The sequence below is a fragment of the Kitasatospora sp. NPDC001132 genome, assembly GCF_053598415.1.
In genome coordinates this window covers 151319-168458 of sequence record NZ_JBSFKF010000015.1, presented here as the reverse complement: position 1 = coordinate 168458, position 17140 = coordinate 151319, and the positions used below count along the sequence as shown (strand labels likewise).

Here is a 17140-nt window from a genome sequence, read left to right as displayed (position 1 = left end):
GATTGGGACAGAACGTCATGAACGAAGAGAAGCTCCGCTACTTCCTCAAGCGGGTCACCGCCGACCTGCACGAGACCCGTCGCCGCCTGCGCGAGGTCGAGTCCGGCGAACAGGAACCGATCGCCATCGTCGCGATGGGCTGCCGCTACCCGGGCGGCGTCCGCACCCCCGAGCAGCTGTGGCAGCTCGTCGCGGACGGCACCGACGCCATCACCGGCTTCCCCGCCGACCGCGGCTGGGACACCGACGCGCTGTACGACGCCGACGCCGAACACGGCCGCTCGGGCACCAGCTACACCCGCGAGGGCGGGTTCCTGCACGACGCGGCCCAGTTCGACCCGGAGTTCTTCGGGATCAGCCCCCGCGAGGCGACCGCCATGGACCCGCAGCAGCGGCTGCTGCTGGAGACCTCCTGGGAGGCCTTCGAGCGGGCCGGCATCGACCCCGCCGCCGTGCGCGGCAGCCGGGTCGGCGTCTTCAGCGGCGTGATGTACCACGACTACGCCAGCCGCCTGTTCACCGTCCCCGAGGGCGTCGAGGGCTACCTGAGCACCGGCACCGCCGGCAGCGTCGTCTCGGGCCGCGTCGCCTACACCCTGGGCCTGGAGGGCCCGGCGGTGACCATCGACACCGCCTGCTCCTCCTCGCTGGTCGCCGTCCACCTGGCCGCCCAGGCCCTGCGCAGCGGCGAGTGCACGCTCGCCCTGGCCGGCGGCGTCACCGTGATGTCGACGCCGGACACCTTCGTCGAGTTCAGCCGCCAGCGCGGCCTCGCCCCCGACGGCCGCTGCAAGGCCTTCGCCGGGGGAGCCGACGGCACCGCCTGGGGCGAGGGCGCCGGCGTGCTGCTGCTGGAGAAGCTCTCCGACGCCCGGCGCAACGGGCACCCGGTGCTCGCCGTGGTCCGCGGCTCCGCCGTCAACCAGGACGGCGCCAGCAACGGCCTGACCGCCCCCAACGGCCCCTCCCAGCAGCGCGTCATCCGCCAGGCCCTGGCCGGCGCCGGGCTCTCCCCGGACCAGATCGACGCCGTCGAGGCGCACGGCACCGGCACCACCCTCGGCGACCCGATCGAGGCCCAGGCCCTGCTCGCCACCTACGGGCAGGAGCGCGGCGAGGGCGGGGCGCCGCTCTGGCTCGGCTCGATCAAGTCCAACATCGGCCACACCCAGGCCGCGGCCGGCGTCGCCGGCATCATCAAGCTGGTCATGGCGCTGCGGCACGGCGAACTGCCGCGCACCCTGCACGTCGACGAGCCGTCCCCGCACATCGACTGGGCCTCCGGCGCCGTCGAACTGCTCACCGAGGCCCGCCCCTGGCCGGCCGGCGAGCGGGTCCGCCGGGCCGCCGTCTCCTCCTTCGGTTTCAGCGGCACCAACGCCCACACCGTCATCGAGGAGGCCCCGGCCGAGCTGCCCGCCCAGGAAACGGACGGGGAACCGGCCTCCGGCGAGCCGCAGCGCCCGCCGCTGACCACCCGGGCGACCCCCTGGTTCCTGTCCGCCCGCGGTGAGGACGCCCTGCGCGAGCAGGCCCGGCAGCTGCACGACCACCTGACGGACCGGCCGGAGCTGGACGCCGACCGGGTCGCCTGGACGCTGGCGGCCGGCCGCGGCGCCTTCGAGCACCGGGCCGTCCTGCTCGCCGACGGCCGCGAAGGCGCGCTCGGCGCCCTCGCCGCGCTCGCCGAGGGCGAGGAACACCCCGCCCTGGTGCGCGGCACGGCCCGCGGCGCCGCGGCCGGCAAGGCCGTCTTCGTCTTCCCCGGCCAGGGCTCGCAGTGGCCCGGCATGGCCGTCGGGCTGCTGGACGCCTCGCCGGTGTTCGCCGCCCGGCTCGCCGAGTGCTCGGCGGCCCTCGCCGAGCACGTGGACTGGCGGTTGGAGGACGTGCTGCGCGGGGTCGAGGGCACGCCCCCGCTCGACCGGATCGACGTCGTCCAGCCCGCCCTGTTCGCCGTGATGGTCGCGCTCGCCGAGCTGTGGCGCTCGTACGGGGTCGAGCCGGCCGCGGTGGTCGGCCACTCGCAGGGCGAGATCGCCGCGGCCTGCGTGGCCGGCGCGATCAGCCTCGCCGACGCCGCCTACCTGGTGACGGCCCGCAGCGCCGCGCTGTCCCGGATCTCCGGCCTCGGCGGCATGCTCGCCGTCGCGGAGGGCGCCGAGCGGATGCGCGAGCTGATCGGGGAGCGCACCGACCGGCTCCAGCTCTCCGTGGTCAACGGCCCCCGGACCGTCGTCGTCGCCGGCGACCCGGCCGCGCTGGCGGAGCTGGCGGCCGAGTGCGCCGCGCTCGACGTCCGCGCCAAGTTCCTCCCGATCGACTACGCCGCCCACTCCCCGCAGACCGAGGCGCTGCGCGAGGAGATGCTCGCGATCGGCGCCAGGGTCACCTCCCGCTCCTGCGACGTCCCGTTCTACTCCACGGTGACCGGCGGCCTGCTGGACACCGGAGCGCTGGACGCCGAGTACTGGTACCGCAACATGCGGCAGACGGTCGAGTTCTCGCAGGCCGTCCGCACCCTGGCCGAGCACGGCCACGGCGCCTTCCTGGAGGTCAGCCCGCACCCCGTGCTGGTGACCGGCATGGAGGAGACCCTCGACGGGATCGGCGCCGAGGCCGTCGTCCTCGGCTCGCTGCGCCGCGACGAGGACGACGCCGAGCGCTTCCTCGCCTCGCTCGCCGCCGTCCACGCGCACGGCGTGCCGGTGCGGCGCACCACGCCGTTCGACGGGCGCGGCCTGGCCCAGTGCGAACTGCCCACCTACCCGTTCCGGCACCGCCGCTACTGGCTCGACGTCCCGGCTCCGGCCGCCCTGCCCGGCGCGGCCCCGGAATCCGCCGCGGACCAGGGCTTCTGGTCCGCCGTCGAACGCGGGGACCTGACCGAGCTGACCGCCGCCCTGGCCGTGGACGGCGAGGACCCGCTGAGCGCCGTGCTGCCCGCCCTCGCGGCCTGGCGCCGCCGCCGGCAGCAGGCCGACACGGTGGACGGCTGGCGCTACCGGATCGCCTGGAAGCCCGTCACCACCCAGGGCCGGCCCCGGTTGACCGGCCGGTGGCTGCTCGTCGAGCCCGCCGCCGGGACCGCGTGGGCCGACGCCGCCCAGCGCGCCCTGGAGACGGCCGGCGCCCGGGTGCGCCGGGTCACCGCCGACGCCACCGCCGACCGCGGCCGCCTCGCGGCGCTGCTCGCCGCCGAACTCGCCGAGGCCGCCGAGGACGGCGCCGCCGAGCCGCCCCGCTGGACCGGCGTGCTCTCCCTCCTGCCGCTGGACGACCGCCCGCACCCGGACGCCCCGCTCGTCCCGGCCGGGACGGCCGGCACCGTCGCCCTGGTCCAGGCGCTCGCCGACGCGGGCCTGGACGCCCCGCTCTGGTCGGCCACCACCGGCGCCGTCCGCACCGGCGGCGCGGACGGCCCGGCCGACCCGTCGCAGGCCCAGGTCTGGGGCCTGGGCCGGGTGCTCGGCCTGGAGCAGCCCGAGCGCTGGGGCGGCCTGGTCGACCTGCCCGCCGACCCCGACGACCGCGCCGCCGCCCGACTCGCCGCGGTGCTCGCGGCCGAGGACGAGGAGGACCAGCTGGCCGTGCGCGCCACCGGCGTGCTGGCCCGCCGACTGGTCCGCGCCCCCGGCGTCGAGGTGCCCGCCGAGCGGGCCTGGCGCCCGCGCGGCACCGTACTGGTCACCGGCGGCACCGGCGCCGTCGGCGCCCACGTGTCCCGCTGGCTGGCCGCGAACGGCGCCGAGCACCTGGTGCTGACCAGCCGCCGAGGCCTCGAAGCCCCGGGCGCCGCCGAACTCGCCGACGAACTGCGCGCGGCGGGCGCCGAGGTGACGGTCGTCGCCTGCGACACCGCCGACCGCGCCGCCGTGGACGCCCTGGTCGGGCGGTTCGCCCTGCAGGGCGCGCCGATCCGCGCGGTGCTGCACGCCGCCGGCCTCGGCCGCACCGGCGCCCTCGCCGACCTGCGGCCCGCCGACCTCCAGGAGCTCGCCGAGGCCAAGATCGCCGGCGCCCGCAACCTGGCCGAGGCGCTCACCGGCACCGAACTGGACGCCTTCGTCCTGTTCTCCTCCAACGCCGGCGTCTGGGGCGGCGGCGGCCAGGGCGCCTACGCCGCCGTCAACGCCTTCCTCGACGCCTACGCCGAACGGCTGCGCGCGGCCGGCGTCCGGGCCACCTCGGTCGCCTGGGGCGCCTGGGCGGACGGCGGGATGGCGGACGGCCCCGCCGGGGAGGCCATGCGCCGCCGCGGTGTCCCGGCGATGGCGCCGGAGCTGGCCGTCGCCGCCCTCCAGCAGGCCCTCGACCTCGACGAGACCTTCCTCGCCGTCGCCGACGTCGTCTGGGAGCGCTTCCAGCCCGCCTTCACCGCCACCCGCCGCCGCCCGCTGATCGAGGACCTGCCGGAGGTCCGCGCCCTGAGCGCGGGCACCGGCACCGCCGAGCCCGGCACCGAGGTGCCCGAGCAGTCGGCGCTGCGCCGCAAGCTCGCCGGACTGTCCGCCGCCGACCAGGAGCGCGTCCTGACCGACCTGGTGCGCGCCCAGGCCGCCGGCGTCCTCGGCTTCGCCGGACCGGAGTCCGTCGACCCCGTGCGCGCCTTCCGCGAACTCGGCTTCGACTCGCTCACCGCGGTGGAGATCCGCAACCGCCTCGGCAGCGCCACCGGCCTGAAGCTGCCCACCACGCTGGTCTTCGACTACCCGACCCCGGCGGCCCTCGCGGGCTACCTGCGCGCCCAGACCCTCGGCGCGGACCAGGACCAGGCCAGGGCCACCAGCGCGGCGGCCGCCGACGACGAGCCGATCGCCATCGTCGCGATGGGCTGCCGCTTCCCCGGCGGCGTCGCCTCGCCCGAGGACCTGTGGCGGCTCGTCACCGAAGGCCGGGACGCCGTCACCGGCATGCCCACCGACCGCGGCTGGGACCTGGCGGCGCTCTACGCCGACGACCCCGACCAGCCCGGTACCAGCTACTGCCGCGAAGGCGCCTTCCTGCACGACGCCGGCCTCTTCGACGCGGGCTTCTTCGGCATCTCCCCGCGCGAGGCCGTCACCATGGACCCGCAGCAGCGCCTGCTGCTGGAGGTCACCTGGGAGACGCTGGAGCGCGCCGGCATCGACCCCGGCACGCTGCGCGGCACCGCGACCGGCGTCTTCGCCGGCGGGTCCACCCAGGACTACACCACGGTGCTGACCAACAGCGAGGGCGGCGCCGAGGGCTACATGCTCACCGGTACGGCAGCCAGTGTGATGTCCGGCCGGATCTCCTACACCCTGGGCCTGGAGGGCCCGGCCGTCACCGTCGACACCGCCTGCTCCTCCTCGCTGGTGGCGCTCCACCTGGCCGCCCAGTCGCTGCGCCAGGGCGAGTGCTCGCTGGCCCTGGCCGGCGGCGTCACCGTGATGCCGCTGCCCGGCCCGTTCATCGAGTTCAGCCGCCAGCGCGGCCTGGCCGCCGACGGCCGCTGCAAGCCCTTCGCGGCCGCCGCCGACGGCACCGGCTGGGGCGAAGGCGCGGGCATGCTGCTGCTTGAGCGGCTCTCCGACGCCCGCGCCAACGGCCACCCCGTGCTCGCGGTGGTGCGCGGCAGCGCCGTCAACCAGGACGGTGCCAGCAACGGCCTCACCGCGCCCAACGGCCCCGCGCAGCAGCGCGTCATCCGCCAGGCCCTGGCCAACGCCCGCCTGACCCCCGGCCAGGTCGACGCCGTCGAGGCGCACGGCACCGGCACCACCCTCGGCGACCCGATCGAGGCCCAGGCGCTGCTGGCGACCTACGGGCAGGAGCGCGGCGGGGACCCGCTGTGGCTCGGCTCCCTCAAGTCCAACATCGGCCACACCCAGTCGGCTTCGGGCGTCGGCGGCGTCATCAAGATGGTGATGGCGATGCGCGAGGGCGTGCTGCCGCGCACCCTCAACGTGGACGAGCCCACCCCGCACGTCGACTGGTCGGCGGGCGCGGTCGAGCTGCTCACCGAGGCCAGGGCCTGGCCCGAGACCGGCGAACCGCGCCGCGCGGGCGTCTCCGGCTTCGGCGCGAGCGGCACCAACGCCCATGTGGTGCTGGAGCAGGCGCCGGCGGCGGAACTCCCGCAGGTCGAAGAGGAGTCGGCTGCCGGTGGTGTGGTGCCGTGGGTGCTGTCGGCCCGGAGTGAGGCGGCGCTGCGGGAGCAGGCGCGGCGGCTGCTGGCGGCGGTCGCGGAGGAGCGGCCGGCGGATGTCGGTTTCTCGCTGGTGTCCTCGCGGGCGGTGTTCGAGCACCGGGCCGTGGTGGTCGGCGAGGGCCGGGAGGCGCTGCTGGCGGGCCTGGGCGCGCTGGCGGACGGCCTGCCGGGCGCGGGCGTGGTGTCCGGGCGGGTGCGTTCGGGGCGTCCGGTGTTCGTGTTCCCGGGTCAGGGTTCGCAGTGGCTGGGCATGGCGCAGGGGCTGCTGGCGGATGAGCCGGTGTTCCGTTCCCGGATGGAGGAGTGCGCCAAGGCGCTGTCCCTGTATGTGGATTGGGATCTGCTGGAGGTCGTCTCGGGTGGGGACGGCGGGTGGATGGAGCGGGTGGACGTGGTCCAGCCGGTGCTGTTCGCCGTGATGGTCTCGCTCGCCGAGCTGTGGCGTTCGTACGGCGTGGAGCCGTCGGCGGTGGTGGGGCACTCGCAGGGCGAGATCGCCGCCGCTGCCGTCTCCGGCGCTCTGTCGCTGGAGGACGCGGCGCTGGTGGTGGCGCTGCGCAGCCAGGCGATCATCGAGCTCTCCGGGCTGGGCGGCATGGTGTCCGTTCCGCTGCCCGTGGAGCAGGTGCGTGAACTCCTTTCGGGCCGTGAGGGCTTGTCCGTCGCGGCGGTCAACGGCCCCAGCTCGGTGGTGGTTTCCGGCGATGCCGGTGCCCTGGACGAGCTGATGGAGCACTGCGCCGCGCAGGAGGTCCGGGCGCGTCGGATCGCGGTGGACTACGCCTCGCACTCGGCGCACGTCGAGCGCATCGAGGGCCGTCTCGCGGAGTTGCTGGCCCCGGTCGCCCCGCGCGTGCCGGAGGTCCCGTTCCACTCGACGGTCACCGGCGAGGTCATCGACTCGGCCGCGCTGGACGCCGGCTACTGGTACCGCAACCTGCGCCAGACCGTGGAGTTCGCGAGCACCATCGACGCCCTTCTGGCGTCCGGCCACTCACAGTTCGTCGAGGTGAGCGCCCACCCGGTGCTGACCGTCGGTATCCAGGAGTCCGTCGACGCCGCCAACGCCGAGGCCACGGTCCAGGGCACCCTGCGCCGTGACCACGGTGGCCGGGAGCGCTTCCTGACCGCCCTCGCCGAGGCCTGGTCCAACGGCGCCACCGTCGACTGGGCCGCCCAGTTCCCCACGGCCCGCCGCGTCGACCTGCCCACCTACGCCTTCCAGCACGAGCACTACTGGCCGAAGCCGGGCACGCGCGGTATCGGTGACGTGCTGTCCGCCGGCCTGGGCGCGGCCGACCACCCGCTGCTGGGTGCTGCGGTGGCGCTGGCCGACCGCGACGGGCACGTCTTCACGGGCCGCCTGTCGGTGCAGACCCACCCGTGGCTGGCCGACCACGCGGTGGCCGGCACGGTGATCCTGCCGGGTACGGCGTTCGTCGAGCTGGCCGTCCGCGCGGGTGACCAGGCGGGCTGTGACGTGCTGGAGGAGCTGACCCTGGAGGCGCCGCTGGTGCTGCCCGTCCAGGGTGGCGTGGCGGTGCAGGTGGTGGTCGGTTCGCCCGACGCCGACGGCCGCCGCGAGGTGGAGGTCTACTCCCGCGCCGAGGACGCGGCGCCTGACGAGCCGTGGACCCGCCACGCCACCGGCGCCCTGTTCCGCGGCGCCGCCGTGCCGGACTTCGACCTCGCCGTCTGGCCCCCGCAGGGCGCCGAGCCGGTGTCGGTGGACGGGTACTACGACACCCTGGCCGGCCTCGGCTTCGCCTACGGTCCGGCGTTCCGCGGCCTGCGGTCCGTCTGGCAGCGCGGCTCCGAGGTGTTCGCCGAGGTCGCCCTCGCGGCGGACCAGCAGGGCGACGCCCAGCGCTTCGGCCTGCACCCCGCGCTGCTCGACGCCGCGCTGCAGGCGGCGGGCCTGGGCGACGCGACCCGGGACCTCGCCGCCGGGCGGCTCCCGTTCGCCTGGACGGACGTGACCCTGTTCGCCACCGGCGCCGGGATCCTGCGGCTGCGCCTCACCCCGACCGGTGCGGACGGGGTGGCCCTGGAGCTGGCCGACGAGGAGGGCCGCCCGGTCGCGACGGTCGGCTCGCTGGTGCTGCGCCCACTGGCCGAGCGGGCGACGGCCGCCGAATCCGCCTTCCAGGACTCGCTGTTCCGGGTCGACTGGACGCCGGTGCCGCTGCCCGCCGCGACCCCCGCGGCGGAACTGGCGCTGCTGGGCGCCGTCGAGGGGGAGTGGACCGCCTCCGCGCGCCGCTACCGCGACCTGGCCGAGCTGGCCGAGGCCGTCGACGCCGGTGCCGAGCTGCCGTCCGTGGTGGTGGCCGCGGTGGCCACCGGCGCCGACGACCCGCTGCTGGACGGCCTGCGGCGCAGCACCGGCGACACCCTCGCCCTGCTGCACTCCTGGCTGGCGGACGAGCGCTTCGAGGCGGCCCGCCTGGTGGTGCTGACCCGTGCGGCGGTCGCGACCCGCCCGGACGAGGACGTCCCGGCGCTGGCCCAGTCCCCGGTCTGGGGCCTGGTGCGCTCGGCGCAGACCGAGAACCCCGGCCGGCTGGTCCTGGCGGACCTGGACGGCACGGCCGGCTCCGCTGCCGCGCTGCCCGCCGCCGTCGCCACCGGCGAGCCCCAACTCGCCCTGCGCGCCGGTGAGGTGCTGGCGCCCCGGTTCGCCCGGGTTCCCGCCGGGACGGACGAGCCGCGGCGCGTCCTCGACCCGGAGGGCACCGTCCTGCTGACCGGTGCCACCGGCACCCTGGGCTCGCTGCTGGCCCGCCACCTGGTGACCGAGCACGGCGCCCGGCACCTGGTGCTGCTCAGCCGGCAGGGCCCGGCGGCGCCCGGCGCCGAGGAGCTGAGCGCCGAACTCACCGGCCTGGGCGCCGAGGTGACCGTCACGGCCTGCGACGCCGCGGACCGCGCGGCGCTCGCCGCCGTGCTGGACGCCGTTCCCGCCGAGCACCCGCTCACCTCCGTGGTGCACGCGGCGGCCGTGCTGGACGACGGCGTCCTGGACTCGCTCACCGCGGAGCGGCTGGACCACGTCCTGCGGCCCAAGGCGGACGCCGCCCAGCACCTGCACGAGCTGACGGCCCACCTGGACCTGGACTCCTTCGTCCTGTTCTCCTCCGCGGTCGGCCTGCTCGGCAACGCCGGCCAGGCGAACTACGCCGCCGCGAGCGCCTTCGTCGACGCGCTGGCGCACCACCGCCGGGCGAACGGCCTGCCCGCCGTCTCGCTGGCCTGGGGCTTCTGGGCCGAGCGCAGCACGCTCACCGGCGCGCTGGACGAGGCGGAGGTCCGCCGGATGAGCCGGGGCGGTGTCGCCCCGCTGTCCTCGGCCGAGGGGCTCGCGCTCTTCGACGCGGCCGGGGCGGGCGTGGAGCCGCTCCTGGTGCCGATGCGGCTGGACTCGGCCGCGCTGCGCGGCCAGGCCGCCGCGGGGGCCCTCGCGCCGCTGCTGCGCGGCCTGGTGCGTACGCCGTTGCGCCGTACGGTCGCCGCGGCGAGCGGGACCGGCGAGGCCTCGGCGTTCCAGCAGCGGCTGGCCGACCTCGACGGGCAGGACCGGGCCCGGCTGCTGCTCGACCTGGTGCGCGGCCAGGCGGCCGCCGTGCTGGGCCACGCGTCCGCGGACGCGGTGGAGGCGAACCGGGCGTTCCGCGAGCTGGGCTTCGACTCGCTGACCGCGGTCGAGCTGCGCAACCGGCTGAGCGCGGCGACCGGGCTGCGGCTGCCGGCCACCACCGTGTTCGACTACCCGACCCCGGCCGAGCTGGCGGCCCGGCTGGAGTCCCGGCTGTCCGGCGGCGGGCGTGCCCGTCCGGCGGCCGCCGTCGCCCCGGCGTCGCGGCACGCGGACGACGACCCGATCGTGATCATCGGCATGGCCTGCCGCTACCCGGGCGGCGTCCGCACGCCCGAGGAGCTGTGGCAGCTGGTCGCGCAGGGCACCGACGCGATCTCGCCGCTGCCGACCGACCGGGGCTGGGACACCGAGGGCCTGTACGACGCCGACCCGGACCACGTGGGCACCAGCTACGCCCGCGAGGGCGGGTTCCTGTACGACGCGGGGCACTTCGACGCCGGGTTCTTCGGCATCAGCCCGCGCGAGGCGCTGGCGACGGACCCGCAGCAGCGCCTGCTGCTGGAGACGGCGTGGGAGGCCCTCGAGCGGGCCGGCATCGACCCGACCACGCTGAAGGGCAGCGCCACCGGCGTGTTCGCCGGGAAGATGTACCACGACTACGCGATCACCCTGCCCGCCGTCCCCGCCGACGTGGAGGGCTACCTGGCCACCGGCACCACCGGCAGCGTCGCCTCGGGCCGGATCTCCTACGCCCTGGGGCTGTCGGGCCCGGCGGTCACCGTGGACACCGCCTGCTCCTCCTCGCTGGTCGCCCTGCACCTGGCCGCCCAGTCGCTGCGCAGCGGCGAGTGCACGATGGCCCTGGCCGGCGGTGTCACGGTGATGGCCACCCCGCAGGTGTTCATCGAGTTCAGCCGTCAGCGCGGCCTGGCCACCGACGGGCGCTGCAAGTCCTTCGCGGCCTCGGCCGACGGCACCTGCTGGTCCGAGGGCGTCGGCATGCTGCTGCTGGAGCGCCAGTCCGACGCGGTGCGCAACGGCCACCGGGTGCTGGCGGTCGTCCGCGCCACCGCCGTCAACCAGGACGGCGCCAGCAACGGCATCACCGCCCCCAACGGCCCCGCCCAGGAGCGGGTCATCGAGCAGGCGCTGGCCGCCGCCCGGCTGACGCCGTCCCAGGTGGACGTCGTCGAGGCGCACGGCACGGGCACCCGGCTGGGCGACCCGATCGAGGCGCAGGCCCTGCTGGAGACGTACGGGCAGGGGCGCACCGGGGACCCGCTGTGGCTCGGCTCGCTGAAGTCCAACATCGGCCACTCCCAGGCCGCCGCGGGTGTCGGCGGCGTGATCAAGATGATCATGGCGATGCGGCACGGCGTGCTGCCGAAGACCCTGCACGTCGACGAGCCGACCCCGGACGTCGACTGGAGCTCCGGCGCCGTCGAGCTGCTGACCGAGGCCCGGCCGTGGCCGGAGACCGGCGAACCGCGCCGCGCGGGCGTCTCCTCCTTCGGCGTCAGCGGCACCAACGCCCACGTGATCCTGGAGCAGGGCCCGGCGCCCGCCGAGGCCGAGCAGGGCCCCGCCCGGGTGCTGCCCTGGGTGCTGTCCGCCAGGACGCCGGACGCGCTGCGCGCGCAGGCCGAGCGGCTGGCCGCGCACCTGGCCGCCGAGCCCGGGCCGACGGAGGCCGACGTCGCCCGCACGCTGACCGTGCACCGCTCGTCCTTCTTCCACCGCGCGGTGGTGGTCGGCACCGACCGCGCGGAGCTGCTGGCCGGCCTCGCCGCGGTCGCCGACGGCAGCGGCGCCGGGGTGGTCCGGGGTTCCGGCACCACCGTGGGCCGCACCGCCTTCCTGTTCACCGGACAGGGCAGCCAGCGCCTCGGCATGGGCCGGGAGCTGTACGGCGCCCACCCGGTGTTCGCCGCGGCCTTCGACGCCGTCTGCGAGCGGGTCGACGCCCATCTGACCCGCCCGCTGCGCGAGGTCGTGTTCGGTGCGGACGCCCGGCTGCTGGACCGCACCGAGTACGCCCAGCCGGCGCTGTTCGCCGTCGAGGTGGCGCTGTTCCGCCTGGCGGAGAGCTGGGGGGTGCGCCCGGACCTGCTGCTCGGGCACTCGATCGGTGAGATCGCGGCCGCCCACGTCGCGGGCGTCCTGTCGCTGGCGGACGCGGCCGCCCTGGTGGCGGCCCGCGGCCGGCTGATGCAGGCGCTGCCCGAGGGCGGCGCGATGGTCGCGGTCAAGGCCACCGAGGCCGAGGTGCTGCCGCTGCTCACCGGCAACGTCAGCATCGCCGCGGTCAACGGCCCGACGTCCGTGGTGATTTCCGGCGACGAGTCCGAAGTGCTGGACATCGCCGGGAAGTTCGAGAAGACCAAGCGCCTCAACGTCTCGCACGCCTTCCACTCCCCGCTGATGGACGGCATGTTGGAGGAGTTCCGCCGGGTGGCGGAGGGCCTGACGTTCAGCGCCCCGCGCATCCCGGTGGTCTCCACCGTCACCGGCGCCGAGGCGGGCGAGGAGCTCACCGACCCGGCGTACTGGGTGCGGCAGGTCCGCGCGGCCGTCCGGTTCGCGGACGGCGTCGCCGCCCTGCGCGCGGCGGGGGCCGGCCGGTTCCTGGAGCTCGGCCCCGACGGCGTCCTGACCGCCGCCGCCCGGGACTGCTTGGGCGCCGACGCGGACCACGCCCTGCTGGTGACGCTGCTGCGCGCCGACCGGCCGGAGGAGGTCGCGCTGACCACGGCGCAGGCCGAACTGCACGTCCACGGCGTCCCGTTGGACTGGCCGGCGATCGCCGCCGACTGGGGCGGGCGCCTCGTCGACCTGCCGACCTACGCCTTCCAGCACGAGCGGTACTGGCTGGAGGCCCCGGAGGAGGCCGCCAAGGAGTCCGCGCACGCGGGCGAGGGCGGCTTCTGGGCGGCCGTCGAGGAGACCGACCTGGAGGGCCTGAGCGGCGCGCTGGACCTCGACGGCGAGGGCCGCGAAGCGCTCCGGGCGCTGCTGCCCGCGCTGTCCGGCTGGCACCGGCGCCGGCGCGGCCAGGCGGCCGCGGAGGCGGTGCGCCACCGGGTGGAGTGGCAGCCGCTGGCGGCCCGGCCGAGTGCCGAACTCAGCGGGAACTGGCTGGTGGTGGCCCCCGCGGAGGCCGCCGAGAGCGAGCCGGTGACGGCGCTGCTCGGCCTGCTGGAGTCCGCGGGCGCCACCGTGCTCGGCGCGGTGCTGGACCCGCAGGACACCGACCGGGCCGCCGTCGCGGCGGGCCTGGGCGAGCTGCTCGCCGGGGAGGCGCCGGTGCGCGGCGTGCTGTCCCTGCTGGCGCTCGACGAGCAGCCGCACCCGGCCGTCCCCACCGTGGCGGGCGGACTGGGCCTCAACCTGACGCTGGCCCAGGCCCTCGGCGACGCCGGGGTGGACGCCCCGCTCTGGTGCGCCACCAGGGGTGCCGTCGCGGTCGGCCGGAGCGAGGTGCCGAACCCGGCCCAGGCACTGACCTGGGGCCTGGGCCGGGCGTTCGCCGCCGAGCACCCGCGGCGCTGGGGCGGTCTGGTCGACCTGCCCGAGCGGCTGGACGGCCTGGCCGGCGAGTGGCTGACGGCCGTCCTGGCCGGGCGCACCGGGGAGGACGAGGTGGTGCTGCGGTCCGCCGCGGCCTTCGCCCGCCGCCTGGTGCCGGCCCCGCTGGGCCTGGCGGCCGAGGCCGCGACCTGGCGGCCGCAGGGCCCGGTGCTGCTCACCGGCCCGGCCGACGCCCGGCGCGAGGCGCTGGCCGGCTGGCTGACCGAGCGCGGCGCCGTGCCGGTGTCCGGGCCGGCCGAGGCCGACACCCCGGCGCAGGTGCTGCTGCACCTGGTGGCCCCGGCCGAGCCGGTCGCCCTGGACGGCCTGGACGCGCGGACGCTGGCGGAGGCGGTCGCCGCCGCCACCGCGCTGCCGGCCGGCGGCCCCGGACTCGCCGCGCAGGTCGTCTGCCTGCCGGGCGAGTCGGTGTGGGGCGGCACCGGGCAGGCCGTGGCCGCGGTCTGCGGCGCCCACCTGGACGCCGTCGCGCGCGGCCGCGCCGAGGGGGAGGTCCCGCTGCGGACGGTCGCCCTGGCCGACACCGGCTCGGACGGGCCGACCGGGCGGGCGCCCGGCGTCGACGAGGCGGCATCGGTCCTCGGCCACGCCGTGACCCTCGGCGAGCACGGCCTGGTGATCGCCGGGGACGGCTGGAGCTGGTTCGCCCGCACCCTGCGTGACGGTGCCGCCGTCCCGCTGCTGGCGGCCCTGGCCGGTCCGGACGCGGCCGACCGCGACCCGGTGGCCCGGTCCGCCGAGCCGGTCCGGGACGCGGCCGGAGCGCTGGCCCGCCGCCTGGCCGAGGCGGGCCCCGGCGGGCGGCACGCCGTCCTGCTGGAGACCGTCCGGACGGAGGCCGCGCTGGCGCTCGGCCACCGCTCCGGCGACGCGGTCGACCCGGACCGGGACTTCCTGGAGCAGGGCTTCGCCTCGCTGACCGCGGTGGAGCTGCGCAACCGGCTGACCGCCCTGACCGGGCGGGAGCTGCCGGCCGCGCTGATCTACGACTACCCGACCCCGGCGGCCCTCGCCGGGCACCTCGCCGCCGAGGTGCCGCAGGACGCGCCGCCGGCCGCCGCGACCGGCACGCTGGCCCCGATGCTCCGTCAGGCCGTCGCGTCCGGGCGGATCGCGGACTTCGCGGCGATGCTGCAGAGCGTCGCCGGGTTCCGGCCCGCCTTCACCGACCCGGCGCTGGCCGGGCTGCTGCCGGCCCCGGTGCGGCTGTCCGGCGGCGCGGGGCGGCCGGTGGTGGTCTGCTGCCCGTCGGTGACGGCGATCTCCGGCCCGCACCAGTACGCCCGGTTCGCCGCGGCGCTGGGCGACCGGTTCCGGGTCGGCGCCCTGCGGGCCCCCGGCTTCGGCACCGGCGAGCCGCTGCCGGCGACGCTGGCGGCGGGGGTGCGCGCGCTGGCCGAGCAGACCGCCGAACTGGCGCAGGGCGAGCCCGTCGTCCTGGTCGGCCACTCCTCCGGAGGGGTCCTGGCGCACGCCCTGGCCCGGTACCTGGAGGAGATAGGGGTGCCCCCTGTCGCGCTCGTTCTGCTAGACATCTACGCGCCGGGCAGTGACCTGGTGGCTCCGCTGCTGCCCGCGCTCATGGGCGGCATGGCGGAGCGGGACGGGGTGTTCGCGTCGATGGACGACGACCGGTTGACCGCCATGGGAGGCTGGTTCCGGCTCCTGGAAGAGGCGGAGCCGAGCCCGGTCGGGGCGGCCACGCTGCTGGTCCGTGCCGCCGAGCCGATGACCGGTTGGGGGGAGCGCGAGTGGCGGTCCGGCTGGGAGTCCGCGCAGACCGTCGTGGACGTCCCGGGGGACCACTACTCGATGATGGAGGAGCAGCACGTCGAGGCGGTGGCCTCGGCGGTCGGTGAGTGGTTGACCTCCCGGACGAGCTGATTCCGTCCGACCCGCCGCCAGTCCGGCCGGGGCGCGCGCCCGCACCGCGCGCCCCGGCCGGGCTCTGGAAACCCTCCGCCGCCCCGGCCCCGGGGCGGCGGACCGACGAGGGGAACACCCTGAGATGTCCGTGTCCGTGAGCCAGGCCGCCCTGTGGGTCCGGCGCTTCCACCCGAACGACGACAGCCCGACCCGGCTGGTCTGCTTCCCGCACGCGGGCGGTTCGGCGAGCTTCTACTTCCCGGTGTCGGCGGCCCTCGCCGACCGCACCGACGTGCTGTGCCTGCAGTACCCGGGCCGCCAGGACCGCCGCACCGAGCCGTGCGTCGACTCCATAGCCGAGCTGGCCGACCTGGTCCACGCCGCGCTCGCCCCCTGGGCCGACCGCCCGACCGTCTTCTTCGGCCACAGCATGGGCGCCGTGCTGGCGTTCGAGGTGGCCCGCCGTCAGGAGCGGGAGGGCAACGGCCCGGTCGCGCTGTTCGCCTCCGGCCGCCGCGCGCCGTCCTGCGTCCGGGACGAGACGGTGCACCTGCGCGACGACGACGGCATCGTCCGCGAGCTGCACGAGCTCAGCGGCACCGACGCCGCCCTGCTCGGCGACGAGGAGCTGCTGCGGATGATCCTGCCGGCGATCCGCGCCGACTACACCGCGATCGAGACCTACCGGCCCGAGCAGGACGCCGTGATCGCCGCCCCGGTGCACGTGCTGACCGGTGACGACGACCCGAAGACCACCATCGACGAGGCCCGGGCGTGGGAGCGGCACACCACCGGCGGCTCGGACCTGACCGTCCTGCCGGGCGGGCACTTCTTCCTGGCCCACCACCAGCGGGACATCAACGGCCGGATCGCCGACCGGCTGGCCCGGGTGGCGGCCGGCTGACCGAGCAGGGCCCGGTTCCCGCCCCCGCCCGCCGGGGCCCGGGGCGGGAACCGGGCCCGGGCCGCCGCGACGGCCCGACCGTTCGCAGCACCGGGGGGTGGTAGGGGTTCCGACAGGGGTGCCCGCCGCGAACCCCCGTCCCTAGCCTGACCGCAGAGGAACGGGCGGACTCCGCGCCGTTTCCATTCCCTCTTGGAGAACCAACATGGCCGAGCACACCACCCCCTGGCGGGTGCTGCACAGCGGAGACCCGACGGACCTCGTCCTCGCCGTCGACTTCTTTGCCCCGGGCCGGGCCGAGGCCGCCTTCGGCGACCTGGTGCCCATGCTGGACGGGCCGTACTCGGTCTGGGAGACCATGCAGCCCGCGCCCGGCGAGGAGACCGGCATGCGCGGCGACGACTACCTCGACCGCTGGATCGAGGCGCTGCCCGTGGGCGCGGTCGTCCGCGGCGTGCTCGGCTTCTGCGTCGGCGGGATCTTCGGCTCGGCGCTCGGCGAGAAGATCGCCGCCCGCCAGGGCCACCACCCGGTGATGGTGCTGTTCGACCCCGAGCCGGTCAGCCCGCTGGTCATGTACTGGCAGTTCCACAAGCTGGTGGACCGGCTGACGGGCGTGCTGACCCCCGAGGAGATCCAGGCGGCCCAGAGCGCCGGCTACCGGATGCAGGAGACCGAGACCGACCCGGTCGCGGTCGGTGCCGCGCTGGTCGCGCTCTACCGCGAGTACGGCGACCTCGGCCTGGAGCGGGTCGGCCTGGACGCCGACCGCCGCGCCGAGCTGATGGCCATGTTCGACTCCTACCTCGCCTACCTGGTCGCCGCGACGCAGGTCACCACGGCCGCGGACGTCAGCACCTCCACCGTGGTCAGCTCCGACACCCCGGTCGACGGACTGCACCTGGGCGCGCGGGAGCTGCCCTTCGCCATCGACCGGCACGAGCTGCTGCGCCGGCCGGAGGTCGCCGCCGCGGTGTCCGACCTGCTCGCGGCGCGCTAGGGGGAGCCG

At 76.7% G+C, this 17140-nt stretch carries 2 protein-coding genes and 1 pseudogene; all 3 read left to right on the top strand.

All coding sequences use genetic code 11. The features are described 5' to 3' along the window. Positions 1 to 17 precede the first annotated feature (17 nt). Positions 18 to 15212: pseudogene (locus ACWDBE_RS21420) on the top strand (type I polyketide synthase); the annotation flags it as partial. Between the two features lie 157 nt (positions 15213 to 15369). Then, positions 15370 to 16131, top strand: coding sequence for a thioesterase II family protein (locus ACWDBE_RS21415; protein WP_449788695.1), 762 nt, complete (start codon positions 15370 to 15372; stop codon positions 16129 to 16131). Between the two features lie 205 nt (positions 16132 to 16336). Further along, on the top strand, positions 16337 to 17131 hold the full coding sequence (locus ACWDBE_RS21410) for a hypothetical protein (protein ID WP_449788694.1): 795 nt from the start codon (positions 16337 to 16339) through the stop codon (positions 17129 to 17131). The last annotated feature ends 9 nt before the right edge of the window (positions 17132 to 17140 follow it).

Bases quoted from the DNA above. Each gene is read 5' to 3' on its own strand.
- ACWDBE_RS21415 (WP_449788695.1), top strand. From the start codon at position 15,370: ATGTCCGTGTCCGTGAGCCAGGCCGCCCTGTGGGTCCGGCGCTTCCAC.
- ACWDBE_RS21410 (WP_449788694.1), top strand. From the start codon at position 16,337: ATGGCCGAGCACACCACCCCCTGGCGGGTGCTGCACAGCGGAGACCCG.